This is a genomic window from Pseudoalteromonas sp. APC 3691 (genome assembly GCF_030408135.1).
Classification (GTDB): Bacteria; Pseudomonadota; Gammaproteobacteria; order Enterobacterales; family Alteromonadaceae; genus Pseudoalteromonas.
In genome coordinates this window covers 1-24,966 of record NZ_JASDCB010000064.1, presented here as the reverse complement: position 1 = coordinate 24,966, position 24,966 = coordinate 1, and the positions used below count along the sequence as shown (strand labels likewise).

Below are 24,966 nucleotides of genomic sequence, written 5' to 3'. Positions count from 1 at the left end.
TGTTTAGTTCTGTTGTTTTTAAGCGATTCATAAGATCACAAAACACCATGAATGTTCCCTCACTACCCACATTTTTTAATACTGTTAGTTCATTGATATGTAAAGGCTAATTCTGGGGATACTTTAGCTTCAGACCCCACCGTTGGCCAGTGACGCCCTTGCCATTCAGATTATCTTCCCCTTAGTCAGGGTGATAAGGCATCTTTCAGCCTATCGGGTTTGCCAGCTTCGCTGGGCAAACAAAAAAGCACTCTATAAGAGTGCTTTAATTTAAGTTTTTAAACCAGGCTATTCGTCTAGCCAATCTATGGCTGCGGTAGCATTTTCAAAGTATTGAACCTCACCCGATATAAACCAGTTACCTATTTTTGCCATTCGAGCTTGCCACTCTTTATTACCGTAAATAGCTACTTTTTTAAATTCTTTAGAGTGCTTAACACCTAACTTTAAGTCATCCCACGCTGCGCGTAGTTCCCAACCTTCAAGTTCGCTACCATCTATTAAGGCGTTCACGACTGGATGCTTAACTTCGCCAAGAGCTGAATTTATCATTGGGGTAATTATTTTGTAGTCGTCGTGAGTAAGCGTACCAACGGCTTTAAGTTTTAAAAAAAACTCTCTTCCTGCACGTTCAAGACCAATCGATAAACCATGTGTTGTGTGTACCATTACTGCTCTCCTTAAATAGGCTGAGCGGTAAAAGTACACCTTCTAAAATTAATTAGTCCTGAACTAAATCAATAAATAATCTCAAATAAACGACTGATTTACGCATTTTGTACGCGAGATATCTGGTTTTCTACATCAGTTAAATGGCCCGTTTTAAGCCATACTTTTGCGCCATTACTTCCCGCCTTAACGTTAATGGAGCTATTAATAGGCACTCTTAACCAACTGTTTTTTACAAAGGTATCGGCTTGCTCATCAAATGAACCTTCAAGTACTAGCAGTTCTGCTCCACCTTTTGCGTTTATAACCATGCTGGCGTTGGGCTTAAAGTGCAGCAAGCTTACCTCTTCAAAGTCGTCTTTGTACAAAGGAGTTACAGCTACATTTTTAAAACTAGGGTGCGCCGTACTTTGCATCAAGTCCGTTTGTAAACGCACGTGGGTTCTATCATCAGGCTGAAACTGCCATAACTTTACAAATATAACGCAGCCATTTTCAGACCCCGGTTTGTGCTTTGATTGCGGTGGGTTACGGATATAAGAACCTGTCGGAAAGTCACCATGCTCATCTTGAAATACCCCTTCAAGTACAACAAACTCCTCACCGCCGGTGTGTACATGCGGCGAAAATTCACTGCCTGGTGCATAACGAACAATGGTCGTGGCGCGAGCAACTTCGTCGCCCACACGGTCCAGTGCTCGTCTATCAACGCCCGCCATTGGCGATGCAACCCACGGGAGCGTTTCGCTGTGTACAACAACTCGTTTACTAAAATCGGCAGCAATTTTCATATTTGGCTCCTAACCGTAACTCCACTTAAACTTTAAACTAATTACGCCGCAACACTTGGGCGTTTTGCTACTTTTTCTTGCCATGCTAATAAATGAGTTAACTCATTCGGGATTGCTATTTGTGCAAATCCAGCAAATACCAGCCCAGCATACAATGTTATATCAGCAATACTAAATTGTTCACCAGCAACAAATGCCGATTGCGCTAGTACATCATTAAAATAGCTAAACCCTTGGCGTGCTTTTTCGCCTTGTTTTTCACCCCAAGCCACATTTTGATACGTTTCAAGCTCTGGACCTAAGCCATCAGTTGCATGATGAAAGTAAGTTGCCACAGCGTCAAGCACCATAGATTCTGCGCGTTTTTGCATCATGTTAATTACTGCACGCTCTTTTGCGGTTTCACCCATTAAAGATGGGCCTTCAAATGCGGTATCAATATACTCAGTAATAGCGGTACTTTCTGATATAAACGTGCCGTCATCTAGCTCTAATACGGGCACACCTGCTAATGGATTTTTAGCTAAGAAGGCTTCTGTTCTGTGCTCACCATTTAATAAATCAACAGGTACAAACTCAACATTTGCAGTGGCATTTTTTTCAGCTAAAGCGATACGAACACGAAGTGGGTTTGGAAAGTTTTCTACATCATAAATTTTCATAGCAATCTCTATCTTTATTGTTTAAAAGTGAGCCAATGGCGGAACCTATCTATCGATAGGTAATTTATAATATTAAACTAAATTTAAGTCAACGTTTAAATTTTTCTGATTTATGGGATTTAACTTAATTCATAATAAAATTATGGAGTTGCTTAAAAGTAAAAACACTTGTAAATAACTACCTACTGGTCGATAATTTTGCTGTACCAATTGCATTAAATAAGTGATCTATTGTTGCGCTAAGAAAATAGCGCAATAACGAGGCGAAAATCATGACATCTAGTTATTCTGTATGAATAATTTTTAACGCAGTTAGTGTGTTATTTAATGCGATACAATGATCATGTTTTTAATAAAACTGGTGTTACTGCAGATAGGAAATATTAAAAATGAGTAAAAAAGAAGCTTTATTAAAAGCAGCTGAAAACAAGGTACGCCTTGGCGGATACAGTAATTTTAGTTTTAGAGAGCTCGCAAGCGAAGTTGGAATTAAAAGCGCCAGTGTGCACTATCACTTTCCGACTAAGGCCGATTTAGGTGCTGAGCTTGCTCATCAATATACTAATTCTTTTTTAGCTGCGTTAGGCGAGCCAAGCGAGCTTAAAGCAAGCGGTAAAAATCCTATTGATGTGTACACTCAGCTTTTTAGACGTGCATTAGTAACCGATAAAAAAATGTGTTTATGTGGGTTACTAGGAGCCGAAAGCGATAGCCTTCCAGATAAAGTACGCCTTGAAGTAAAACGCTTTTTTAATCAAAATCTAACATGGCTTAGCGCTGCACACTTAACTAATGGTGAGCCTAACCCCGCTCAAGCAGCTATTCAAACAGTGAGCCTGCTTGAGGGCGCTATGATGATAAGCAAAACGCTCGACGATAATAGTTACTTTGAACTTGCAACTCAGTAATACCTAAATTTAGTACACAAAAAAAGCGAGCTATTGATTATCAATAGCTCGCTTTTTTAATGCTTGAAATAACTTATGTGATTATTAAACCGCTGTTGGTTTAACTTTATGCTTAGAGTGCACAATTGCTAAAACAATTAAGCCAATCACTGTTACTACAGCGCCAATAGGTTTACCTAAATCGCTTGATAAGTTAAGACCAATTGCTGCAGTGCCAATATAAGAAACCGTTACCGCTGTTGCTATAACAGCAGGAACACTGGCAATCCAATGGAATGTACCACGGTCAAACAAGTACTTAGTGGCAAGCCATAATACGCTTGTAGAAAGCAGCATGTTTGAAAATGCAAAGTAGCGCCAAATTAATGAGAAATCGAGCTTCGTCATAAAGTACGCTATAGCAAGTATAGGCACCGCCACTAGTAAGCGATTACGTAAGCTTTGTGGAATATTAAACGCATCAACAACAGTTAAACGTAATGAGCGGAACGCTGTATCACCAGAAGTAATTGGGAATACGGCTACTGCAATAATTGCCATTATACCGCCAAATACGCCTAAGTAACTGTTAGCTACATGGTTAACAACTAAGCCTGGACCACCTTGGTCAAGCAATGCTTTTAAGCCTGCGTAACCATCTGGGAACGCTGCAATACCAGCAAGTGCCCATACACAACCTACAATACCTTCACACATCATAGCGCCGTAATAAACTGGACGTACGTATTTTTCGTTAGTTAAACAGCGCGCAATAATAGGCGCTTGAGTAGAGTGAAAACCACTAATAGCACCACAGGTAATTGTTATAAATAACAATGGCCATGTTGGTAATCCATCTGGGTTTGGCTCTAAAAAGTCATGTGCGTGATCAGCTTCAAAGTAAGCTAAAAAGTCACTTGGTACCGGTAAGTGCGGCGCATTAATAAGTAATGAAATAGCAATTGCCACTGTCATTACAATCATTAGCGCACCAAAAATTGGGTAAAACTTAGTGATAATTTTATCAATTGGTAGCAAGGTAGCTAAAAAGTAATACGCTAAAATAGCAAGTACCCAAAAGGTGTTGTTTGCCAGTATTGTACCTTCAAAAAAATCAAGGTTACTTAGCAAACCTGCAGGGCTCATAATAAATACTACACCTACAAAAAACAGTAGCATGGCAGTAAATACAAGCATAAAGCCTTTAAATACGACGTTGTAATAATGGCCTGCGATTTCTGGTAGGCTTTTACCGTCTTCTTTTATACTCATTACACCTGAGAAGAAGTCGTGTACAGCTCCACCTAAAACATTACCAAGTACAATCCATACTAGTGCAACTGGTCCGTATAAAGCACCTAAAATTGGGCCAAATATTGGACCTACGCCAGCAATGTTTAAAAACTGAATTAAAAATGCTCGTACAGGGTGAATAGCTACGTAATCAACACCTTCGCTAAAGCGTTTTTGTGGTGTGTCAGCAGTTGAATCCAAACCGGCTTGTTTTTCAACAAATGGGCTGTAAAACTTATAGCCCAGTATTAAAATAGTGAGGCAGATAAAAAAGATGATCATAAAGCACGTTTCTCTTTTTGTATTTTAGTTATAGAGCGCATTGTGTGTCGCCCCGCCTTTTCAATCCGTGAATAATCGACGAACGATAACAAAGCTTTAACCCTCAAACAATAAGACGTTTAGCTAATACAATAATCGATATAAGCCACTATTTACGCAACCTGCGCACTTAACACTCACTTATCGCCTATGTCTTATTTTAGGCACAAAAAAAGCGGTTAAACTTTTACGTATAACCGCTTTCACACACAATGTTTTTTTAAAGTGGGTTCATAAACTCACTAATTTGTTGATGCGTTAAAGTAGGTGTTGCACCAGAACTTTCGGCGACCATTGCTCCAACGGCACATGCAAAGTCAACGGCATATTGCGCGTCGTCGTTGCTACAAAGCTGATAAATTAACGAACCTAAAAACGAATCCCCTGCGCCAACAGTGTCAATTACGCTAATTAAATAACCTGAATTATAAAAATTCTCGCCTTTGATTGTTAATAAAGCACCGTGGCTACCTTTGGTTACACATAAGTAATCGGTATTTGTTTGCTGTGCTATAAACGCTAAATTTTGTTCAAGCGAATGAAACTTACAACCCATCGCTTTTGCTATTTCGTATAGCTCTTCATCGTTTAACTTAATAAAGTCTGCTTTATTCATTAAATCTACAAGTGTTTCTAGCTTGTAATGCGGTGCACGTAGATTTACGTCAAATACATTAAAGTTTGCTACATCAACTAGTTGATTTAACGTAGCTAAAGACGCTTCGCTTCGCCCAATTAGGCTGCCGAATACAAATACATCGCTACTTTTAACTTTACTAAGTAACTCATCGGTAAGCGCTATATTATCCCACGCAGAGTCTGCCACTATTTCATAACTTGCAGAGCCACCACTGTCGAGCGTTACCTCAACCGTGCTAGTTTTTTTGTCACTATTAATAGCAATGTATTCGCAGCTTACGCCTTTGCTAGTAATTTCGCCTAGTAGCTCAGCGCCTAACTCGTCGTTACCAACAGCGCTGATCATGTCGGCTTTAATGCCAAGTGAGTTAATACGCACACACATGTTAAGTGGCGCGCCACCTAAGCGTTTACCTGAATCAAAACAATCCCACAGTACTTCGCCAAAACAGCTAACACTTACGTTTTCGCCTGATTTATGATTAATTAAAATGCTCATAATTAGTTACTCTTTTGATCAAGTACAGCCTGCATAATGGCTTTAATTTTACTATTAGGTGCATACAACGCAGCAATCGACTTTTTATATTCAGCAGTAAACGTTTCGTTATGCTCAAGCTTACCAAACAAGCTCGTTAACTTTAAAAATGCAATCGGGCTAGTTTGAGTCTCTTGCGCGTAAGAATTAAGCTCTTTGTGCATAGCATCTTGAATTTCAAGTTGCTCGCCGTTTTCACTTAAACCTTTATCGCTGTACAAACACCAAGTAGCAATAACAAGCGTTGCCAGTGATACATCTCGACCTTGTACTAGGTTTTCGTTAATTGTGGCAATTAAAAACTTAGGCAGTTTAGCTGAGCTTTCACTACAGATACGCGCTAGGCTGTCTTTAATATTAGGATTAGCAAAACGCTCTATTAACGTATCTTTGTAGCTTTCAAGGTCAATGCCTTCAAGTGGTTCAAGGTTTGGGGTTACTTCTTTATCCATAAAAGCACGTAGGTATGTGGCAAATAATTCATCCGATACCGTTTCGTCAATAGTGCCGTAGCCATGGATTGAACCTAATAAACCAAGTACAGAATGCCCTGCATTAAGTAAACGTATTTTCATGGTTTCATAAGGCGTTACATCAGTAACAAACTGAGCACCAACAACATCCCAATTTGGACGAGAGTCACTAAATGTGTCCTCTATTACCCATTGTGTAAACGACTCACAGGTAATTGGCCACTCGTCGCTAACACCATATGCATCAACCACGTAATCAATATCACTCTTTTTAGATACCGGTGTAATACGGTCAACCATCGCATTTGGAAACGATACGTTTTGCTCAATCCACTCACTTAGGTCTTTGTCTTGCTCTGTAGCAAAGGCTAAAAGCATTTTGCGTGTTACGTTACCGTTGTGCTGAATGTTATCGCACGACTGTACTGTAAACGCGCCTAGGCCTTGCTCTTTACGAAGTTTTAACGCAGCAGTAATGTAACCAAACGCTGTAATTGGGTAGTTTGGGTTATTAATGTCGTTAATAATATCTGGATTACTGTAATCAAACTCGCCCGTTGCAGGGTTAAAGTTGTAACCGCCTTCAGTAATAGTAAGCGACACAATTTTAGTATCGCTGTGCGCTAGCTTATTAATTACCGCTTGTTTGTCCTCTGGAGCAAACAAAAAGTCGATCATTGAGCCAATTACTTTGTTATCTATTGTACCGTCTGGGTGTCTAACAGTAAGCGTGTAAAGGTAATCTTGCTGCTTTAAAATATCACGCAGACCACGGTTACCCTCTAAAAGGCCAACACCACATATACCCCATTGCTCAGAGCCCGGAGTTTTTAAAAGCTCGTTGACATACACTGCTTGGTGAGCACGATGAAAACCGCCCACACCAATATGTACAATACCGGCTTTAACTGCGCTACGGTCGTAGGTTGGTGTATCAACATGGCTTGGTAATTGAGCCAAGCTCTGTTGGTTTAGCCCTGTAACTAGAGCGTCAGTGTGTTGGTATTGTGTCATGGTGTGACCTTACTAAACAAAAATAAAATATAAATTACGATACTGTATTACGATAAGTAATTACGATGCTGTATTGAGTACTTTATGGCGCTTTAATGACCAGTACGCAGTAACAAAATAAATAACAGTACAAATAAAACAGGCTATTTCGAATTGCGATTTATTAGCGCTGTACATACTCATAGTTTCACTGAAAAACATCACTTGGCTGGCAAATATAAAAATAATAACCAGTGAAACCGTAGAAACCGCGTTAAGTACTTTTGTAAATACAGAGCTGTCAATTACAGGCTTTGGAATGTCTTTAGCCTCAGCTGCTTGATATTCTTTAATATCACGTTGCTCTTGCTTTTCTGCTGCAATTTCTTGTGTAATCGTCACCAGCGCCGTATTTTTTAGCTAAAAGCGTGTAAACAACAATGGTGAAAATCCATGTAGGAATAAACAAGTAGTAAAACGACATTACATCAATTGCGTTTAAGCCAAAGCCAAACACAAGTGCTAACGCCCAAGATGCTATAGCCGGTACGCTGCGGGTAATATTTTTATATTTAGCCCAGTAACGTGTTAGGCCAATTTTAGGAAATAACACATGCTCAGCAAACACAATGCCGCCTACTGGTACAACTAATAAGCCTGCGTAAGTAAGTAGCGGAAGCATTTGTGAAAATACAAACGGGAAACACGCAATAATCACGGTTACAACACCTACAATAGCGGTTGTACGCTCACGTGACTGATTTACAAATATAGATTGTGCAGCAAGACCTGCGCGGTAAAGGTTTGCGTTAGCTGTAGTCCAGCCCGCTATAATTACAATAACAAATCCAGTCCAACCTAATGCATGGTATGCAACATCGCCCGGATCAAGTGATGAAATAGTTGTTTTAAGTAATACCGCAACACCTGCGCCCATAATACCGGCAGAGATCCACGCTAAGTAATGACCAAAAAACATGCCCACGCCAGAAAACAAGCCATAGCTTTTGCGTTTAGCAAATCTAAAAATAGCCATGTCGATTAAACCAAAGTGAGTAATTGAGTTAGCAGCCCATGCAAAGCCAATCACTTCTAATAGGCCAATGCCTTTTTCACCATCGGCATTGGTGCCCGTCCATATGGAGGAGTCGCCTATGGTCATAAAGTCGCTAAAGCTAGTTAAATAGGTAGAACCTAATACGTGATTTGAAAGCTCAGGGAATAACGCGAACGAACCTGCAATAAATATAACAAATAGCCACGGCGCGCACAGTTTCGAAAAGTCAGCAACCGTAGAAAAGCCATACATCGCAACAAACACAACAATAGAGCCAACAGCTAAAACAATGGCTACAAACCAAAAGCTATTTGGATACCAATCAAGTTGCGCAGGTATATCAAACAAAAACCGCACGGCGGTGGAGGATACCGTGATCATAGCGGCCGATATAACACTAAAAATAACCACGTTAGCCCAGTTATAGAGCTTGGTCATAGAGTTACCAGCAATTTTGTTTAAGTAGTTATATAAACTTAAGCGGGTTTCTACTGCAATGGGTGCAGTAATTAGCCACCAAGAACACATTGCTAACAGGTTACCTATTAATAAACCCAATAGAATGTCGATGGTTGAAGCGCCTAATGCAACAAACGTTGCGCCAATAACAAATTCAGTAGCCGCAACATGTTCGCCGGCATATAGCCCTGCAAAATGTTTCCAGCCGTGAAGCTTATTATTAGCAACAGGAAGTTGCTCTTCGTTTACATCTTTAAATGTTTGTGTGTGTGGACTCGTTGCCATGGTATTTCCTATTGTTAACAGCAAAGTACTTAATACCTAAATACTTCGCCTTTTATAATTTGGCTTATAAACGCATGATGTTTTGCCATGTTTTGTTTTATTTTTAGTAAAGCAAAACCATCTACATTTATATTTTGCGTTTGCTTGCCTGTCAGTGTGTAAGGCGAGTAAATCGCGTTTAAAACTTGGTGTATTTAAAAAGCTGCGTGTTTACTGCTTTTTAAGTGCAGGGTATGCACTAAAAAAATCTTGCCAATGCGTTAAATGATCAACATTTGGGTAAGCACTGTGTACATGATTAACAGAGCCTTGCATATGTTGCCCACCGCTGTAATGCAGTACTTGCATGTTGGCGTCAATTCCTGCATTTACGCCGGCTTTACTGTCTTCAATCACTAAACAATGCTCTGGCTTTACACCCATTTGTTTAGCTGCATGTAAAAATAAATCGGGTGCTGGTTTGCCACGCTTAACTTCGCTGCTGGTAAAAACCGTATCGCTAAAGTACTTACTTAAACTCACTACGCTCAACGCTTTTGCGGTGCGTGCTGGGCTGCTGCTAGTAGCTATACAAATAGGCACAGCTAAATTGTTAAGTACGTCTTTTATACCGTCAGTCGTGGTTAGCCCTGTTTCAAATTCGTTTAACAGTGCTTCGCGGTAGTCACCTTCAAAGCTTTCAGGAAGAGTGACATTAAATGCATCCGCTATTTTTTGGCTTACTGTTTTAAAATTGCAGCCTAAAAAGTGTTGCTGTACATAAGCACGGTCAATATCAACGCCTTTTTCAACAAGCATATTAATGAGTACTTGTGCGCTTAAAATTTCGCTATCAATAACAACGCCATCACAATCAAATATCACTAGCTCAATGTTAGTATTCATCTTGTCACCTTATTAAAACTGTTTGGTTTAGCTAATTTAAGTATAACGAGTTAAGCGCGATTAATATTGTGCAGCTTTTTAGTGCAACTCAATAATGAGCATAAGCCCACCGATTGAGCATACTCCCTTTATTGAATTGATATGTCAACACGTTGTAAGTATAAAACGCACCAGCTTGGTGAAAATACACGCAATTAAAATTAAAAACCTCTGTATTTAATCAATTTTATTAATATGCATATCGACTAAGGTCGTAGTAAAAAAATTACATTAATGTAAAAAGTGTATCTGCAAATTCATCTCATCTGTTTTACAAATCACATCAATCTAATTAATCAGTTTTACCGAAGTTAATAAAATTAATACTATCGTTAACAGATTAACAGCCTGCACCACTGCCGGCACTTTTAAATAGATGAGGTCGACAATGAATACTCAAATAAAATAAACAAAACAAAATTAACACTAACTGCACTGGCACTTGCAATGGCATTACCGGCAAGCGCAGCAACAACTCTTACTAAAGATAACGGCGCAGCTGTTGGCGAAAACCAAAATTCAATTACTGCTGGCGAACGTGGCAGTGTATTACTAGAAGACGTGCAACTAATTCAAAAACTGCAACGCTTTGCACGTGAGCGTATTCCTGAGCGTGTTGTGCATGCTCGTGGTACCGGCGCACACGGTGTGTTTGTAGCATCAAAAGAGCTAGACGATTTAACAATTGCAGCACCGTTTGCACAAGCTGGTAAAGAAACAGACGTATTTGTTCGTTTTTCATCGGTAATTCACTCAAAAGGCAGCCCAGAAACACTGCGTGACCCACGTGGCTTTGCAACTAAGTTTTACACAGACCAAGGTAACTGGGATTTAGTAGGTAACAACTTACCGGTGTTCTTTATTCGCGATGCGATTAAATTTCCAGACATGGTTCACTCTTTAAAACCATCTCCGGTTGATAATATTCAAGATCCTAACCGCGTATTTGACTTTTTCTCGCACGAACTAGGTTCTACACAAATGCTAACGTGGGTTTACAGCGACTACGGTACACCAGCAAGTCTTCGTAAAATGGACGGTTGGGGTGTACATGCATACAAAATGATTAACAAATCGGGCGATGTTAAATACGTTAAGTTTCATTGGGTAAGCCAACAAGGTATTGATAACCTTGACGCAAAAGAAGTAGCTAAAGTGCAAAGCCAAGACTTCCAACACTTAACACGCGACCTTTACAGCGAAATTGGCAAAGGCAATTTCCCTAAATGGGATCTGTACATTAAAACGCTTGATCCATCGCAGCTTGATGACTTTGATTACAACCCGTTAGATGCAACATAAATGTGGTTAGACATTAAAGAAACTAAAGTAGGAACAATGACCCTAAACCGTATGCCAACTAACTTCTTCCAATCTACGGAACAAGTAGCAATGGCACCGGCAAACATTATTCCAGGTATTGAGCCATCAGAAGACAGACTATTACAAGGTCGTATGTTTTCTTACGCTGATACACAAATGTACCGCCTAGGTGCTAACCACCAGCAACTGCCAATTAACCGTGCAAAAGTTGAAGTGGTTAACTACAACCAAGACGGCGCAATGAATATTGGTAACACTACAAGCAATGTGAACTACCAGCCAAGCCAAGAAAACGTAGCTGAAAACCCAATTGCACGTAGAAGTAACACAGAGCTAAAAGGCTTTGTACAACAAGCTGCGATTAAAAAGCAGCAAAACTTCGCGCAAGCAGATGTTATATACCGTGGTTTTAGCAAGCAAGAACGTACAAACCTAATTAATAACCTAGCAGGCGATTTAGGCAAAGTGCAAAACAGCAGTGTTAAACACAAAATGCTTAGCCACTTTTACAAAGCTGATAGTGAGTACGGTACACGCTTAACTAAAGCTGTAAACGGCGACCTTAAAATGGTTAAACAACTAGCCGCTAACTTATAAGCAACTAGTTAAAAGCAATTAGTCCCAACTAAATAGCTATTTAAACCACAATCATGAGGAAGGAATAAACCCTTCCTCTTTTATAAGAGACAATTGTTATGCGTAATTTATTAATTATAGTCGCTCTATTTCTGAGCTTTACCAGTAGCGTTTACGCTCAAAATACATCAGATACACAAACACCCAGTACGCAATCTGAAACCCAACATTCTGCAAAAACTCAATACGATAGTTTATTTGCTTATTACTTTGCCGCAGCACGCACAAACGACACAGCTGTAATAGAGCAATTTGTAGATGCCGGTATTCCTATCGACAGCTACAACAATAAAGGCTACACCGCGTTAATGATTGCTACTTACCATGGTAATAAAAACACGGTTAACACACTTTTACACTTAGGCGCTAATGGCCGCTATTTTTAGAGGTGAATTTAGTATAGCTAAAACACTCGTATCACTTGATTGCGACAACGCGCATCAAAACAAAGCCGGTCAAACAGCAGAGCAATTTGCACAAACATTTGGTCAACAAAAAGTTATAGAGTTACTAGCGCAGGTAAATAATGCAAAATAATCTGCACGCAACAAAAAGCCCTAAAATAATAGGGCTTATTTTTAATAAAATTAGTCTTATGTTGCAGACGCTATTTGAGGTTGTTTAGGCTTTTCTCGCGTTACAAAGTAGCAAATTAGCGAGCCCACTGTTACCAGTACAACCCCCTGCCAAAACGAAGCACTCAGCTTAATAGATAAATACAACGCCGAAATAATAGTAGAAAACACCGGTGTAAAGTACGAAAGTGTTCCCAAAAGCATTAAGTTACCGCCAATAATAGCTTGATTCCACAGTGCATAACCGCTCCCCACTACTACACCAGCTAATAGCAACGTTATGCTTGAGCTGAGTGAAAACGTTAATGGTGCTTCATTACTAAAACCATATTGCGCCCACAAACTCATTGCCGTGACAGTAAAAAATAACGTAATAGCATTTTTACCATTACTCAGCTTTTGCGTAACTACGCAATAAATAGCCCATATAAACGCTGCAGCTAATGCCATTAAATAAGTAGCAGGATTATCAGCAAAGTTAGTAACAAGCGTATCGACCGACATTTTTTGATCGCCCGTAATACACCAAGCAACGCCTAAAAAAGCAATGATCATGCTTGGGTAAACCCAGTAACTTACTTTTTTACGACCAATAATAATAGAGAGCAATATAGTCAGCGTGGGCCATAAATAATTAATAACCGCCATTTCCATTGCCTGATGACGGCTGTTTGCCATACCAATAGAAAGCGCCAAGCAAATTTCGTACGATACAAATAATAAAGTACCTATTACCAAGTAACGTTTCGAAAAACCACTAAACTTGGGCACTCCCATAACCAAAATTAAAAATATCGCACTGACAGAATACATAGCCGCCGCACCACCAATGGGGCTAAACAACTCAGAAATATCTCGTAGTAATGCAACTAAGCAACTCCACAGTAATATGGCCGCGACTCCATAAAGCGTGTATTTATTTTTGCTTAAAAACTCCATATTAAACCTAAAGTACTACTCGTAAATTTGAAACTAAACTAACAGTAATTATTTAATTAAACAATAAGGGTCTGTTGATCTTTCAAGGTTAAATTTGCAGCAGTCTGTTTGGTATTTAGGCAAGGCAGAGCCTATATAGTGTGGTTATTCCCCATTAATGGGCGATAACGTAGCATTAATGCCAAACAGGCGCTGCCCAAAGGGTTCTTCCTAGGGGCTACTTACTCTTTGTTGCTCGGTTTTTACTTAGCCCACTAGGTTACAAATCTCGCGCCGCGATTAAATAGCCCCTAGTTTGAACAAATTTTAATCCGCAAAGTTCAACAGACCCTAAAGTTAATAGCTTAAACCTCTCGTTTGTTTTTAGCATTCACCCTTTTTAGTAATTGACCTTTTGGTCAGTAAAGCTACAATCAATCAATACGTTAAACACGCAAACTTTATAATGACCACACAAATAAAGCCAAATAAAAAAGAAGTCACACGCGAGAAAAACCAAAAACTAATTTTAGATGCCGCCGAGCAATTGTTTTCGCAATTAGGTTACGACGGAGCAAGTATGAGCATGGTTGCTAAAGAAGCGCAGGTGCCAAAAGCTAATATTTTGTATTACTTTAAAAGTAAGGATGGTCTGTACGAGTCTGTGATTGACCGCATAATAGCTAATTGGAACTTAGGGCTCGATAACGTCACAATTAACGACGATCCAGCTACCGTGCTTTATAACTATATTAAAAGCAAAGTAATACTGGCCGTAAATCAGCCAATGCAATCTCGCTTATTTGCCAGTGAAATACTGCGCGGTGCACCCTATTTACAAAACTACTTTAGAACCAATACCCGCCCTTGGGTTAAACAAAAGGTTGATGTACTTCAAGCATGGATGGACGCTGATAAAATGGATAAGGTTGATCCCTACCATTTGCTCTTTACTATTTGGTCTACCACGCAATATTACGCCGACTTTCAGGCTGAGGTTTTACTCGTAATGAACAAATTAGAGTACGACGAAACCGATGTGGCACAAATTACGCAATCAATTGCCCACATAATTTTAAAAGGTATTGGTCTTAAAATACCTGAGCAAAGTGAGACTTAACCCATGACATCCTTTACTACACCCGATTTATTTGACGATCATCGCGATAACGTGCAAGTAGCAGACAGCGGCCTTTATCACTTTGGTAAAAAAACCACGTTTTATGGCAAAGTAGTTACCGTTACCTGCCCAGAAGACAACTCTTTTGCCGCCGATATATTGCATGAAAATGGTGAAGGTAAAGTATTGGTTATAAACGGGTTTGCGAGCAAACGCTTTGCGTTTATAGGCGATATTATGGCTGAGCGTGCCCTAAATAATGGCTGGGAAGGCGTAATAATAAATGGCTGTTGCCGAGATATAGTAATACTTGCCACGATGAACTTACCTGTAATGGCGCTAGGCTCTACACCGCGTAGTACCTTAAAGCGCGGCTTTGGTGATAAAAACCAAGCTGTTACCATGCTTAGCACTACTATTGAACCTAACGATTGGGTTTACGCCGATATTAACGGTTTAATCATCAGTAAAACGCCCCTTATTTAGCACTCAAAACCATATAAATAGAGACCAACTTGGTGCATCTGCGCACCAAGTTGGTTTGTTTTAGCTCATTTTAATTTCACTATTTCTACAGCCCACATTTACAAATCTCATACAACCCAACAAAACCTGACCAGTTGGACAGGATTTTAATTTATGGCATTCCTCTTGCTTAGTCTAAGCACTATAAAATCAAAACTACCGATTAAAAAGCGGAGCCTTAGCAATTGCATTAAATTAGTGATCTATTATAACGCGAAGAAAATGACGCAGTGAGTGCGCTATTTAATCCGATAAAATGATCATGTTTTTAATAAAATTGGTATTCATAATAATAATAACCAGCCCGCTTTTTAATCACTCTTAACTTAATAAGTAAGTACTTGGTCAGTTTTATAATAATGAGCTGCAAATGAGTGATAAAAAAAACAACAAAGGTATATTTTGCAATCACGGTCCTACCCTGTGGCAAACAAACCACTCTGGAGTGCTTGCAAACAATCGCTTAGCTGTAAAAGATGTATTTGCAGTAAAGGGCGAGCGTAACAGCGCAGGCAACCCACACTGGTTTAAAACAGCTAAACCGGCTCAAAATACGGCAAGCTCGGTTAATAAGCTCATGACCGCTGGTTGTAACTTTATAGGCTTTACCCATACTGACGAGCTGGCTTATAGCTTAGAGGGTAATAATATACATTATGGCGTTGCGCAAAATCCTAAATTAAAAGGGCATGCTTGCGGTGGTTCGAGTATGGGGTCTGCTGCTGCAGTTGCTGCTAACTTAGCTGATATTGGCTTAGGCACCGACACCGGCGGCTCAATTAGAATACCCGCCAGCTATTGTGGTTTATATGGCATAAGGCCAAGCCATAACGTGATTGAAAAAGACGGCCTAATACCGTTGGCTCCGCCTTTTGATACCATAGGTTGGCTTACCCAAAGCGCCGAGCTATTAAGCGATGTAGGTAATGTACTGCTACCAAATCAAGCTATTAATAACGTTGATACCTTAGTTATTTGCGAGCCGTTATTTGAACTCGTTGACCCTGTTTTACAAGCCCCACTTAAACAATTGCTTGAAAAAACCAAGCCTAATTTTAAGCACCATAAAGAATTTGAACTACCTAACAGCAGCTTATTAAATAAACTTGCTGATAGTTTTAGAGTACTGCAAGGGCGAGCAATCGCAAAAACGCATAAAGACTGGCTTCAATTGCCGGGGCAACTTCCCCAGTTTGCTCCAGCAATTGCGGCACGTTTTAATATGGCGCTTGCCCTAACTGTTCAAGAAGAACAAGAAGCACTAAAAGTACAAACCCAATGGCAAACACTAATAGCTAAAAACCTAAATACAAACAGCTGTTTATTTTTGCCAACCACCCCCACAACCGCACCTAAATTAGGCGCCGACACAAGCGCCTTACGCATGCAAATTATTACGCTTTCGGCAATTGCAGGGCTTAGTGGCTCAGCGCAAGTGCATTTACCGCTGGCTGATTTAGCAAATGATCATCCGTATGGTTTTTCATTAATGATGAGCCACGGTAACGATAAAAGCCTACTTGCTTGCGTTAAGCACCTAGCTGCACACTTTAAACAGGACACACCGGCATGACCACACACAACATTGCATTTACCGCGTCTCATTTTTCGGCCACTGAAGCGGGTATAAATATACTAAAACAAGGCGGTACAGCTACCGAGGCTATGGTAGCGGCTGCCGCTGCTATTAGCGTTGTATATCCACATATGAACTCAATTGGTGGCGACAGCTTTTGGCTTATCGATAACCCAAACCAAAAAACGCCTACCGCTATTGACGCCTGCGGCCGTGCAGCAACTAATACAACGCCCTATAACTCGCTCGCGCAAATACCAGAGCGCGGCGGGTTAAGCGCACTGACTCAAGCGGGTACAATTCGCGGTTGGCAAAAGGCGCTTGAACTAGATGAGCACGCAGCACTACCACTGTCACAAATTTTAGCACCCGCTATTGAGCTTGCGCGCGAGGGCTTTACAGTTACAAAAAGCTTGCAAGCAGGCTGCGAAAAACTAGCCACTGCTAACAATACCAATGAGGCGTTTAAAAGCCTCTACATACCCAATGGCAAGCCCTTGCAAGCAGGTCAACATTTTAAAAACCCTAAACTTGCAGCAACGTTTGAATACCTAGCAAAACATGGCTTAAACGCATTTTATGAAGGCGCACTTGCCAACTCATTTGCCGCCGACTTAGCAAAAGCAGGCAGCTCAATTACCGCAGGTGACATTGCAAATACTAAAGCCGAGGTAGTTACTGCGCTAAATGCAAACCTCAGTGGTATTAATTGCTACAACTTACCCGCGCCAACACAAGGCGTGCATTCACTACAAATAATTGGTGCCGTAAATAAGTTAAAGCATTTAGCTAAAACCGATGCCGACTGGACACATTTAATTGTTGAGGCAACTAAACAAAGCTTTACCCATCGCCCTACCCTTTGGGCTGACCCTGAAGCATTAGGAGACGATTATAAAAACGCACTAACCGATAATCGCTTAAGCGAACTTGCTATCAATATTGATATGGCCAAAGCCAAAAAATGGCCATTTAACGCAGAGCCTGGCGATACTGTGTGGATGGCAGCCAGAGATAAAAACGGGCAATTAGTCAGCTTTATTCAAAGCATTTACTGGGAATTTGGCAGCGGAATATTAATGAGTGAAGGCGGCTTTGTGTGGAATAACCGTGGTTTAAGCTTTAGTTTAAACAATCAAGATACCAACGCCCTTGCTCCAAATAAAAAGCCCGCTCATACACTTAACCCAGCACTGGCAAAGTTTAGCGATGGTCGTCGACTTGCTTACGGAACAATGGGCGGTGAAGGGCAACCACAAACCCAAGCCGCTGTTTTTGCAGGCTACGCATGGCGAAATAAATCAATAAAACAAGCGATTAGCGACCCTCGTTGGTTACTTGGACGCACATGGGGCGATACAAGTAAAAATTTAAAAATTGAAAAAGAGTTAGTTTTTCATATAGAACATGAATTAAATCAACGTGACCACGATTGGGTAAGCGTTGATAATAATAACGAAATGATGGGGCACGCTGGGGCTATTTTAGATACAACTACAAGCCTTGAAGCTGCAACAGATCCTCGTTCAGATGGACGTGCAACAGTAACTACAGCAGGAACACAATGTCAGAAATAATAAACCAATGGCCAATAGTAGCGGCCTTAATAGCAACCGGAATTTTTGCCGGAATTTTAGCAGGACTTTTTGGTGTAGGCGGCGGTATTGTAATCGTACCTGTGCTGTATTTTTTACTGCAAGGTTTTGGCGTAAGCCCAGAGTCGGCAATGATGATAGCCACCGCCACATCACTTGCAACCATAGTACCTACTTCGCTTTCATCTATTCGATCGCATCATAGCAAAGGAAATATTGACCTTGCGCTAATAAAATACTGGGCACCGTTTATATTAGTTATGGCGGTAGTCGGTAGTATTATTGCTCATACCGTTCGCGGTAACGCATTAGTGCTCATGTTTGCCTGCATTGCTATTTTAGTCAGTTTAAACATGTTATTTAGAGCCGGTGCACCCGCGCTTGTAAAACAACTGCCAGGTAAATTTGGTCAAGGCGTTATGGCAAGTATTGTAGGTGGTTTGTCGGTAATGATTGGCATAGGTGGCGGTACTATTGGCGTACCTATGCTAAACGCATTTAATGTACGCGCCCATGTTGCAGTAGGAACTGCGGCCGTTTTTGGTTTATTGATTGCGCTACCAGGTGTTATTACCTTATTAAGTATTGGCACAACGCCAACCGATGCTCCCCTAGGTACGTGGGGGTTAGTTAACCTCCCTGCCTTTTTTCTTATTATTCCGCTGACTATTTTATTTGCGCCTATTGGGGTAAAAATTGGTAGCAAGCTGGATCAAAAACAACTAAAACGCGCTTTTGCCGTTGTCTTAATGATAACTGGCATTCGCATGCTCATTCAGACTCTGGGAGCCTAAAATATGTTTATTAACACGCAAGTTCAAACCTTAAACCCACCACAGCGTTTATTAATGGGACCAGGTCCAATTAATGCAGATCCTCTTGTTTTACGTGCTATGTCGGCGCAGCTTATCGGTCAATACGACCCAGTAATGACCGGTTTTATGAACGAAACCATGGCGCGTTACCGCGAAATTTTTAAAACTAAAAACGAATGGACCATGCTAATAGATGGCACATCGCGCGCAGGTATTGAAGCCGTATTATGCTCAATTTTACGCCCAGGCGATAAAGTACTAGTACCAATTATGGGGCGCTTTGGTCACCTACTTGCTGAAATAGCAGAACGCGTTGGCGCAAAGGTGCACACAATAGACGTACCGTGGGGCGAAGTGTTTACGCCAGAACAAATCGAAAAAGCCATTGTTGATGTAAAACCCCATGTACTTGCTATGGTACAAGGCGATACATCCACCACCATGAACCAACCTCTTGAGCATATTGGCGATATTTGCCAAAAGCACGATGTACTATTTTATTGTGATGCCACCGCATCTATTGTGGGTAACGAACTTCCTGTCGATGAATGGAAACTCGATGCACTTTCGGTTGGCCTGCAAAAATGTTTAGGCGGACCTTCTGGGTCAGCGCCATTGACACTGAGCGACAAATGCGCCGAGTGGATCCAAAAACGTAAAAAGGTAGAGGCAGGTATTCGCACGGCCGATCATATCGACGGCACAGAGCCCTTTGTACGCTCAAACTACTTTGATTTAGGTATGATCATGAATTACTGGGGAGAGGAGCGCCTAAATCATCATACCGAAGCCACCAGCATGCTGTACTGCGCCTCAGAATGCGCCCGTATAGTAATTGAAGAAGGCGTGGATAACTGCGTAGCGCGCCACAAATTACATGGCGATGCCATGCTAACAGGCATTCAAGCGCTCGGCTTAAATGTATTTGGCGATTTAACACATAAAATGAACAACGTACTGGGTGTTTATATACCCGAGGGTATTAATGCCGATCACGTACGCGGACAAATGCTAACCGATTTTGGAATAGAAATTGGCACCTCGTTTGGCCCGCTGCATGGCAAAATTTGGCGTATTGGCACCATGGGTTACAACGCCCGTAAAGATGCCGTATTACAAACATTGGCAAGCCTAGATGCCTGCTTACATGCCAACGGCTATAAAGGTCCTAAAGGCGAAGCCGCCATTGCCGCCCTTGCTCACTATAAATAAAAAAAGGATTTAGCATGACGATTGTAAGCCCACAACACAGCCCTTTATTAGACAAAGAACTTGCTGATGAATACGCAACACGCGCTTTATCTCGCTGTAAAACCCTCAGCGCACTATCGCAAATGCAAGGCGGTATTCACCGCGTGTACTTATCAAAAGAGCACAAAGAGTGTAACGCTGTTACTGCATCGTGGATGGTTGAGGCAGGCATGCAATCGTGGCAAGACGAAGTGGGCAACCTTTGGGGGCGACTAAAATCATCAAACCCACATGCTAAACGTTTAATTATAGGATCGCACCTCGACACAGTACCAAACGCAGGAGCGTTTGATGGTATTTTAGGTGTACTGCTGGGGATAGAAATTGCAGCGCTTGCACATAAGTTAAAGCTCGACCTGCCCTTTCATTTAGATGTAGTGGGCTTTTGCGATGAAGAAGGCACCCGCTTTGCCACAACTTTAATTGGCTCAAAAGCCCTCGCTAACGAATTTGACCCACAGTGGCTAAACATTGAAGACACAAACGGCATAACTATACGCCAAGCCATGCTCGACTTTGGCCTAAACCCTAACGACTACGCAAAGGCCGCACTAAACAAAAATGAGTTACTAGGTTACTGGGAAACTCATATTGAACAAGGTCCGGTGCTCGAATCGGTTAATCAGGCGTTAGGCGTTGTAACGGCTATTGCAGGGGCAAAACGCGCCATGCTTACCCTAACAGGCCAAAGCGGTCATGCGGGTACAACCCCTATGAATTTACGTCAGGATTCACTAGCAGGCTGCGCTGAATTAGTAACCGAAATTGAAAAACTAGCAAAAAGTGCGAGTAATGGCGAAGTAGCCACCGTAGGGCAAATACAGTCTCGCCCTGGGGCTACAAACGTGATTGCAGGTAAAACAACCATAAGCCTAGACGCACGTGCACAAAGCGACACCGATCTCGCTAATTTACTAAGCGCCATACAAAGCAGCGCTCAATCTATAACAAGCAAACGCAATTTAATACTCGATTGGCAATGGACGCATGCCGCCGATGCCGTTGCGTGCGACACCACTATTCAGCATTTGTTTTCAAGCGCATGTAAACTCAATAACCAAGCATCGCCTTCACTTGCCTCAGGCGCTGGGCACGATGCAATGGCAATCGCTCCTATATGCCCCGTTGGCATGTTATTTATACGCAGCCCTGGCGGTATAAGCCATCACCCAGCAGAAGCGGTTATCGACAGCGATGTAACAAAGGCACTCAGTGTAATGTACAGCGCGCTTTTACTTTATGTGAAAGAGTGTGAGTGATTTAAGGTAATCGAGTAAACCAAGTATATTAACTTGGTATGCTTAGGGGCTTAAACCTCCTCAAAGTCATTTGGAGGTTATTACTGAAGGCAGGTAAATGCAGGAATATATGTTATTTAAAGTAGCTTTATCGGGCTGCCCTTTGCTCTTTTAGGCTAAGGCGTTTATGTGAGCTATATACATGTTGAATGTTTGTACCATTAACCAAATATGCATCCATTTCGACGGTAATTAAACCCGATAATGGCTTGATTTCTAGAACACCCAACTCACCTAAATTTGCAGATAGTAAAGTATTATTCCTAATAGCTAACAAAGTTTTGTCAGTATCTCGTAAGTCACCATTCACATATAATTTAGCACCACTAAACCAAGTGTTAATTATTTTAACTTTGATTGACTTAATAGTAAATTCAAAGGATTTTCTCATCAGATCTCCATACCCAGAAATGTAATTATTATACTTTATGTTTTTATGTGTTTGGCGCACAACCACTTTCGTTTAACACCCGCTTAGTCGATGCTGGGTAATTTTTTAGTGCACCCAAAGGGCGAATTGGCCGCTGAACCAAATTACCTGAGCAGTTTGGGCACACGTTATTTAATACCGTTTGAGCACAGCCAGAACAAAATGTGCATTCAAATGAACAAATAAAAGCCTCTGTGGACTTTGCAGGTAGATTCTTATCACAACATTCACAATTAGGTCTTAAATCTAGCATTTAGCGCTCCCTTTTATCCACCCAATGCTGAGTAAATATCTATTACCTTTTATAACTTTTGACACCTGATGCTCACTTACATCAGGGCGGAATAGCTTAATTCGCTTTGTTTCAAATATCGGATTACTGCAAATAAACTCACCACCCAAATCTGCTTTTTTAAGCACTATATTCAACCGATAGTGTTTACCAGATTCAACTTTGTCTGTGTGTGGTGCTATTTCACTTCCTTGTGGAAATTTAAGCAAATATGTATCAAATTTAATTGGCCACGTAGCACCACAAATCAACATTTTATCGTAGCCTGACTTTTGCCTACCTCGCTCCCAACAAAATAATTTACTCAAAAAAAACATGCAATCCCTCGAAACAGCTAACAAGCAGCAGGTTAACTCGTTTTTTATTTATTTTTATTGGTAAATAAACCATAGCCGAGTTCATATTTTGGTTCAATCGTTTACTGTATTTTACGTGGGATATAAAAGGGAGTTTTAATGTTGTTTTGATTAGTATTTTAGAAGGGAACACTAGGGCGTGTTGATCTTTTTGGATTGAAATTTGTTCAATCTAGGGGCGATTAAATCGCGGCGCGAGGTTTGTAACCTAGTGGGCTAAGTAAAAACCGAGCAACAAAGAGTTGATCGTCCCTAGAAAGAACCCAAAGGGTAGCGCATGTTTGGAATTTATGCGGCGTTATCGCCTATTCATGGGGAATAACCACACTACATAGACTCTGCCTGGCCTAAATACCAAACAGACTGCTGCAAATTAACCCACGAAAGGTCAACACGCCCTAGGGTCCGTTGATCTTTGCGGATTAAAATTTGTTCAAACTAGGGGCTATTTAATCGCGGCGCGAGGTTTGTAACCTAGTGGGCTAAGTAAGAACCGAGCAACAAAGAGTAAATAGCCCCTAGGAAGAACCCTTTGGGCAGCGCCTGTTTGGCATTAATGCTACGTTATCGCCTATTTATGGGGAATAACCACACTGTATAGGCTCTGCCTTGCCTAAATACCAAACAGACTGCTGCAAATTTAACCTTGAAAGTTCAACAGACCCTAGTGTTTGAGTGACTTTATTGAGGAACTAAGGGCTTATCTTGCTTAATACATCGCGTTTTGCAGCTTTTCTACATTATGAACAAGGCAATACAGTTGCCGCAGCGTAAAGAAACAGCTAAACAGGACAGCCATTCTAACTTAATGAAAAAACTTAGGCTGGCGTCACTGTTAATTCATCAAAAATTGAACATGTTTTCCAGAGCCGCCTCTAAAGACATGGGCATATGACGTTTATTCATAATTCGGTTGTTAAGCTCTTCTTTAAGTGATTTAACCGTAGTGCAATACTCTAAACGTTTAGCAATTTCATCACATTCATTATTCAGCGCCGCTAAATGGTTTACAAAATTATCTTTAATTTGCGCTTTACTACGACCATTAAACTTACGCCACACAATTGTATATTGGTCATTACTTTCTTTTTGTTGCCGATGCTGTTCATTTAGCTCGATTATTTTATTTTGCAGTAACGGAATTAAGTTTGCTTTGGTTTCTTCGTCAAAATCGACATCGTCGTCAAAATGGCTTATGTAAAGTTGTAATAAAGTAAAACCGTCTTTCTCTTTTCGAGCTTGTACTAACTGTTGCATTAGTTCGTGTTTTTCTGCTTTTTTTGCAAGATCAGATTCTTTATCTGGATGCAACTTAGATGCTAAACGTTTATACATTTTGTTTAGCTGCGAGCCTTTAAATAACTTTTCTAATTTTGAGTTGTTTTTTTGTTGTTTAATTTCATCGCGATCAAATCGCTCGTGTTGGTCAAAAAAGTCATCCCAATCTTCATCTTGTTCATAGTGCATATTATCTGCACTAAACGCTTCATCATCTTTCTCCTCACCAAAACCTTGCTCGTCAAGGTGCTTATAAAGCAATGAAGGATCAGCTGTTATTTCTCTCAGTTCGTCATCTGTTAATTCTAAACCGGGGAAATCTTGCTGTAACATATTACGTAATATGTTTAACTCTGAAGAAGGGATTGTACTAACCGTATCTTGGTTATACTTATTTAGGTAAGATTGAAAAACTTGAGACACTTCCTCAACATTCAACTCGCCAATGAATGGATGTTCTGACAAATAATCTAAATCTTCATTTATCCAATCCACAAGTTCATTACGCTGTTCAATAGTTAAGCTTTTACGTTGGATAAACTTACTAAAATGAATAATTTGTTCTGCAATCATTTGAGCTTGAATTTGCTCATGGTGCTCTACTTGTTCTTGAAATTGAGAAAACAGGATCTGCTTTTTAATATCAAAGTTTGCGTTACGCTTAGTATGTTTTTCAATTCGCTGCCATAAACGCTCTAATTCAGAAGGCGTTTTAGTCGCCGCTTGTTGCTTTACATTTTTTAAAAATGTCATATTAAGTTCCACTAAAATTTGTATCCATTACTTTTTATGCACGTAATTTGTATGCATGAATTATAAATTTAATTAAAGCATACATAAAGCCAAGCATTAAAAAGAACGTAACTATTCAGCCTCATCTGAAATGAATACATCAGGCAGCTGATTTTTGAATAATAACTCAAGGGCTAGGCTTGCAGATACATATTGTTTTCTGCAAGTCGATAAATAGCTTCTCAGCAAGCAGAA

Annotated in this window: 20 protein-coding genes and 3 pseudogenes; 10 read left to right on the top strand and 13 right to left on the bottom strand. The window is 40.6% G+C overall.

Annotated elements, in window-relative coordinates:
- Positions 1-288: 288 nt before the first annotated feature.
- The 3 genes from QL998_RS16860 to QL998_RS16850 form a co-directional block, all read right to left on the bottom strand.
- A complete protein-coding gene (locus tag QL998_RS16860) occupies positions 289-669 on the bottom strand; it encodes an STAS/SEC14 domain-containing protein (protein WP_002960091.1) in 381 nt (126 codons plus the stop codon).
- Between the two features lie 98 nt (positions 670-767).
- Complete coding sequence (locus QL998_RS16855) at positions 768-1,460, bottom strand: cupin domain-containing protein (protein ID WP_290193113.1); 693 nt, start codon at positions 1,458-1,460, stop codon at positions 768-770.
- A gap of 41 nt (positions 1,461-1,501) precedes the next feature.
- Positions 1,502-2,122, bottom strand: a complete 621-nt coding sequence (locus QL998_RS16850; RefSeq protein ID WP_165735586.1) for a glutathione S-transferase — start codon at positions 2,120-2,122, stop codon at positions 1,502-1,504.
- Between the two features lie 389 nt (positions 2,123-2,511).
- Between QL998_RS16850 and QL998_RS16845 the strand changes: the two genes are divergently transcribed.
- Positions 2,512-3,030: a TetR/AcrR family transcriptional regulator gene (locus QL998_RS16845; RefSeq protein ID WP_290193112.1), complete on the top strand. Its 519-nt coding sequence runs from the start codon at positions 2,512-2,514 to the stop codon at positions 3,028-3,030.
- An 84-nt stretch (positions 3,031-3,114) separates the two neighbouring features.
- On the opposite strand, the gene QL998_RS16840 is transcribed toward QL998_RS16845, so the two are convergent.
- The 5 genes and pseudogenes from QL998_RS16840 to QL998_RS16820 form a co-directional block, all read right to left on the bottom strand.
- Positions 3,115-4,584 (bottom strand): carbon starvation CstA family protein, encoded by a 1,470-nt coding sequence (locus QL998_RS16840; RefSeq protein ID WP_004334688.1) that lies wholly within the window; start codon positions 4,582-4,584, stop codon positions 3,115-3,117.
- Between the two features lie 259 nt (positions 4,585-4,843).
- Positions 4,844-5,761 carry a carbohydrate kinase gene (locus QL998_RS16835; RefSeq protein ID WP_290193111.1) on the bottom strand — a complete coding sequence of 306 codons (918 nt, stop codon included), beginning with the start codon at positions 5,759-5,761 and terminating at the stop codon, positions 4,844-4,846.
- A gap of 2 nt (positions 5,762-5,763) precedes the next feature.
- On the bottom strand, positions 5,764-7,287 hold the full coding sequence (locus QL998_RS16830) for a mannitol dehydrogenase family protein (RefSeq protein ID WP_290193110.1): 1,524 nt from the start codon (positions 7,285-7,287) through the stop codon (positions 5,764-5,766).
- A 60-nt stretch (positions 7,288-7,347) separates the two neighbouring features.
- A pseudogene (locus tag QL998_RS16825) lies at positions 7,348-9,067 on the bottom strand (hypothetical protein).
- Between the two features lie 210 nt (positions 9,068-9,277).
- Positions 9,278-9,952 (bottom strand): HAD family hydrolase, encoded by a 675-nt coding sequence (locus tag QL998_RS16820; protein ID WP_024591940.1) that lies wholly within the window; start codon positions 9,950-9,952, stop codon positions 9,278-9,280.
- A 486-nt stretch (positions 9,953-10,438) separates the two neighbouring features.
- On the opposite strand from QL998_RS16820, the pseudogene QL998_RS16815 reads away from it, so the two are divergent.
- Both QL998_RS16815 and QL998_RS16810 read left to right on the top strand, forming a co-directional pair.
- A pseudogene (locus QL998_RS16815) lies at positions 10,439-11,911 on the top strand (catalase).
- Positions 11,912-12,009: 98 nt separating this feature from the next.
- A pseudogene (locus QL998_RS16810) lies at positions 12,010-12,487 on the top strand (ankyrin repeat domain-containing protein).
- Between the two features lie 56 nt (positions 12,488-12,543).
- Here QL998_RS16810 and yddG read toward each other — a convergent pair.
- Positions 12,544-13,464: an aromatic amino acid DMT transporter YddG gene (gene yddG / locus QL998_RS16800; protein WP_024605383.1), complete on the bottom strand. Its 921-nt coding sequence runs from the start codon at positions 13,462-13,464 to the stop codon at positions 12,544-12,546.
- Between the two features lie 445 nt (positions 13,465-13,909).
- On the opposite strand from yddG, the gene QL998_RS16795 reads away from it, so the two are divergent.
- From QL998_RS16795 to QL998_RS16765, 7 genes are all read left to right on the top strand, one after another.
- On the top strand, positions 13,910-14,563 hold the full coding sequence (locus tag QL998_RS16795) for a TetR/AcrR family transcriptional regulator (protein WP_004334664.1): 654 nt from the start codon (positions 13,910-13,912) through the stop codon (positions 14,561-14,563).
- A 3-nt stretch (positions 14,564-14,566) separates the two neighbouring features.
- A complete protein-coding gene (locus tag QL998_RS16790) occupies positions 14,567-15,049 on the top strand; it encodes a putative 4-hydroxy-4-methyl-2-oxoglutarate aldolase (RefSeq protein ID WP_024605382.1) in 483 nt (160 codons plus the stop codon).
- Positions 15,050-15,458: 409 nt separating this feature from the next.
- Entirely contained in the window at positions 15,459-16,661 is a 1,203-nt protein-coding gene (locus QL998_RS16785; RefSeq protein WP_290193109.1) for an amidase family protein, read from the top strand.
- Positions 16,658-18,241 carry a gamma-glutamyltransferase gene (locus tag QL998_RS16780; RefSeq protein WP_290193108.1) on the top strand — a complete coding sequence of 528 codons (1,584 nt, stop codon included), beginning with the start codon at positions 16,658-16,660 and terminating at the stop codon, positions 18,239-18,241. Before QL998_RS16785 ends, QL998_RS16780 begins: the two co-directional genes overlap by 4 nt.
- Entirely contained in the window at positions 18,229-19,053 is an 825-nt protein-coding gene (locus tag QL998_RS16775) for a sulfite exporter TauE/SafE family protein (RefSeq protein ID WP_024593246.1), read from the top strand. The genes QL998_RS16780 and QL998_RS16775 overlap by 13 nt, the downstream gene beginning before the upstream one ends.
- Positions 19,054-19,056: 3 nt before the next feature.
- The gene (locus QL998_RS16770; RefSeq protein WP_024606051.1) at positions 19,057-20,286 is read left to right on the top strand and encodes an alanine--glyoxylate aminotransferase family protein; all 1,230 of its coding nucleotides are present in this window, start codon (positions 19,057-19,059) and stop codon (positions 20,284-20,286) included.
- Positions 20,287-20,300: 14 nt separating this feature from the next.
- Positions 20,301-21,584 carry an allantoate amidohydrolase gene (locus QL998_RS16765; RefSeq protein WP_290193107.1) on the top strand — a complete coding sequence of 428 codons (1,284 nt, stop codon included), beginning with the start codon at positions 20,301-20,303 and terminating at the stop codon, positions 21,582-21,584.
- 127 nt (positions 21,585-21,711) lie between these two features.
- Here QL998_RS16765 and QL998_RS16760 read toward each other — a convergent pair whose 3' ends face one another.
- From QL998_RS16760 to QL998_RS16745, 4 genes are all read right to left on the bottom strand, one after another.
- Positions 21,712-22,014, bottom strand: coding sequence for a hypothetical protein (locus QL998_RS16760; protein ID WP_004334655.1), 303 nt, complete (start codon positions 22,012-22,014; stop codon positions 21,712-21,714).
- Positions 22,015-22,057: 43 nt separating this feature from the next.
- Positions 22,058-22,306, bottom strand: a complete 249-nt coding sequence (locus QL998_RS16755) for a DUF1272 domain-containing protein (RefSeq protein ID WP_024606049.1) — start codon at positions 22,304-22,306, stop codon at positions 22,058-22,060.
- Positions 22,300-22,662: a 2OG-Fe(II) oxygenase gene (locus QL998_RS16750; protein ID WP_024606048.1), complete on the bottom strand. Its 363-nt coding sequence runs from the start codon at positions 22,660-22,662 to the stop codon at positions 22,300-22,302. Before QL998_RS16750 ends, QL998_RS16755 begins: the two co-directional genes overlap by 7 nt.
- A gap of 882 nt (positions 22,663-23,544) precedes the next feature.
- The gene (locus QL998_RS16745; protein ID WP_010553585.1) at positions 23,545-24,732 is read right to left on the bottom strand and encodes a hypothetical protein; all 1,188 of its coding nucleotides are present in this window, start codon (positions 24,730-24,732) and stop codon (positions 23,545-23,547) included.
- Positions 24,733-24,966 lie beyond the last annotated feature (234 nt).

Coding starts and splice junctions, on each gene's coding strand:
- QL998_RS16760 (WP_004334655.1), bottom strand. CDS start 22,014: ATGAGAAAATCCTTTGAATTTACTATTAAGTCAATCAAAGTTAAAATA.
- QL998_RS16830 (WP_290193110.1), bottom strand. CDS start 7,287: ATGACACAATACCAACACACTGACGCTCTAGTTACAGGGCTAAACCAA.
- QL998_RS16840 (WP_004334688.1), bottom strand. CDS start 4,584: ATGATCATCTTTTTTATCTGCCTCACTATTTTAATACTGGGCTATAAG.
- QL998_RS16780 (WP_290193108.1), top strand. CDS start 16,658: ATGACCACACACAACATTGCATTTACCGCGTCTCATTTTTCGGCCACT.
- QL998_RS16750 (WP_024606048.1), bottom strand. CDS start 22,662: ATGTTTTTTTTGAGTAAATTATTTTGTTGGGAGCGAGGTAGGCAAAAG.
- yddG (WP_024605383.1), bottom strand. CDS start 13,464: ATGGAGTTTTTAAGCAAAAATAAATACACGCTTTATGGAGTCGCGGCC.
- QL998_RS16770 (WP_024606051.1), top strand. CDS start 19,057: ATGTTTATTAACACGCAAGTTCAAACCTTAAACCCACCACAGCGTTTA.
- QL998_RS16855 (WP_290193113.1), bottom strand. CDS start 1,460: ATGAAAATTGCTGCCGATTTTAGTAAACGAGTTGTTGTACACAGCGAA.
- QL998_RS16755 (WP_024606049.1), bottom strand. CDS start 22,306: ATGCTAGATTTAAGACCTAATTGTGAATGTTGTGATAAGAATCTACCT.
- QL998_RS16850 (WP_165735586.1), bottom strand. CDS start 2,122: ATGAAAATTTATGATGTAGAAAACTTTCCAAACCCACTTCGTGTTCGT.
- QL998_RS16820 (WP_024591940.1), bottom strand. CDS start 9,952: ATGAATACTAACATTGAGCTAGTGATATTTGATTGTGATGGCGTTGTT.
- QL998_RS16860 (WP_002960091.1), bottom strand. CDS start 669: ATGGTACACACAACACATGGTTTATCGATTGGTCTTGAACGTGCAGGA.
- QL998_RS16785 (WP_290193109.1), top strand. CDS start 15,459: ATGAGTGATAAAAAAAACAACAAAGGTATATTTTGCAATCACGGTCCT.
- QL998_RS16835 (WP_290193111.1), bottom strand. CDS start 5,761: ATGAGCATTTTAATTAATCATAAATCAGGCGAAAACGTAAGTGTTAGC.
- QL998_RS16845 (WP_290193112.1), top strand. CDS start 2,512: ATGAGTAAAAAAGAAGCTTTATTAAAAGCAGCTGAAAACAAGGTACGC.
- QL998_RS16765 (WP_290193107.1), top strand. CDS start 20,301: ATGACGATTGTAAGCCCACAACACAGCCCTTTATTAGACAAAGAACTT.
- QL998_RS16790 (WP_024605382.1), top strand. CDS start 14,567: ATGACATCCTTTACTACACCCGATTTATTTGACGATCATCGCGATAAC.
- QL998_RS16775 (WP_024593246.1), top strand. CDS start 18,229: ATGTCAGAAATAATAAACCAATGGCCAATAGTAGCGGCCTTAATAGCA.
- QL998_RS16795 (WP_004334664.1), top strand. CDS start 13,910: ATGACCACACAAATAAAGCCAAATAAAAAAGAAGTCACACGCGAGAAA.
- QL998_RS16745 (WP_010553585.1), bottom strand. CDS start 24,732: ATGACATTTTTAAAAAATGTAAAGCAACAAGCGGCGACTAAAACGCCT.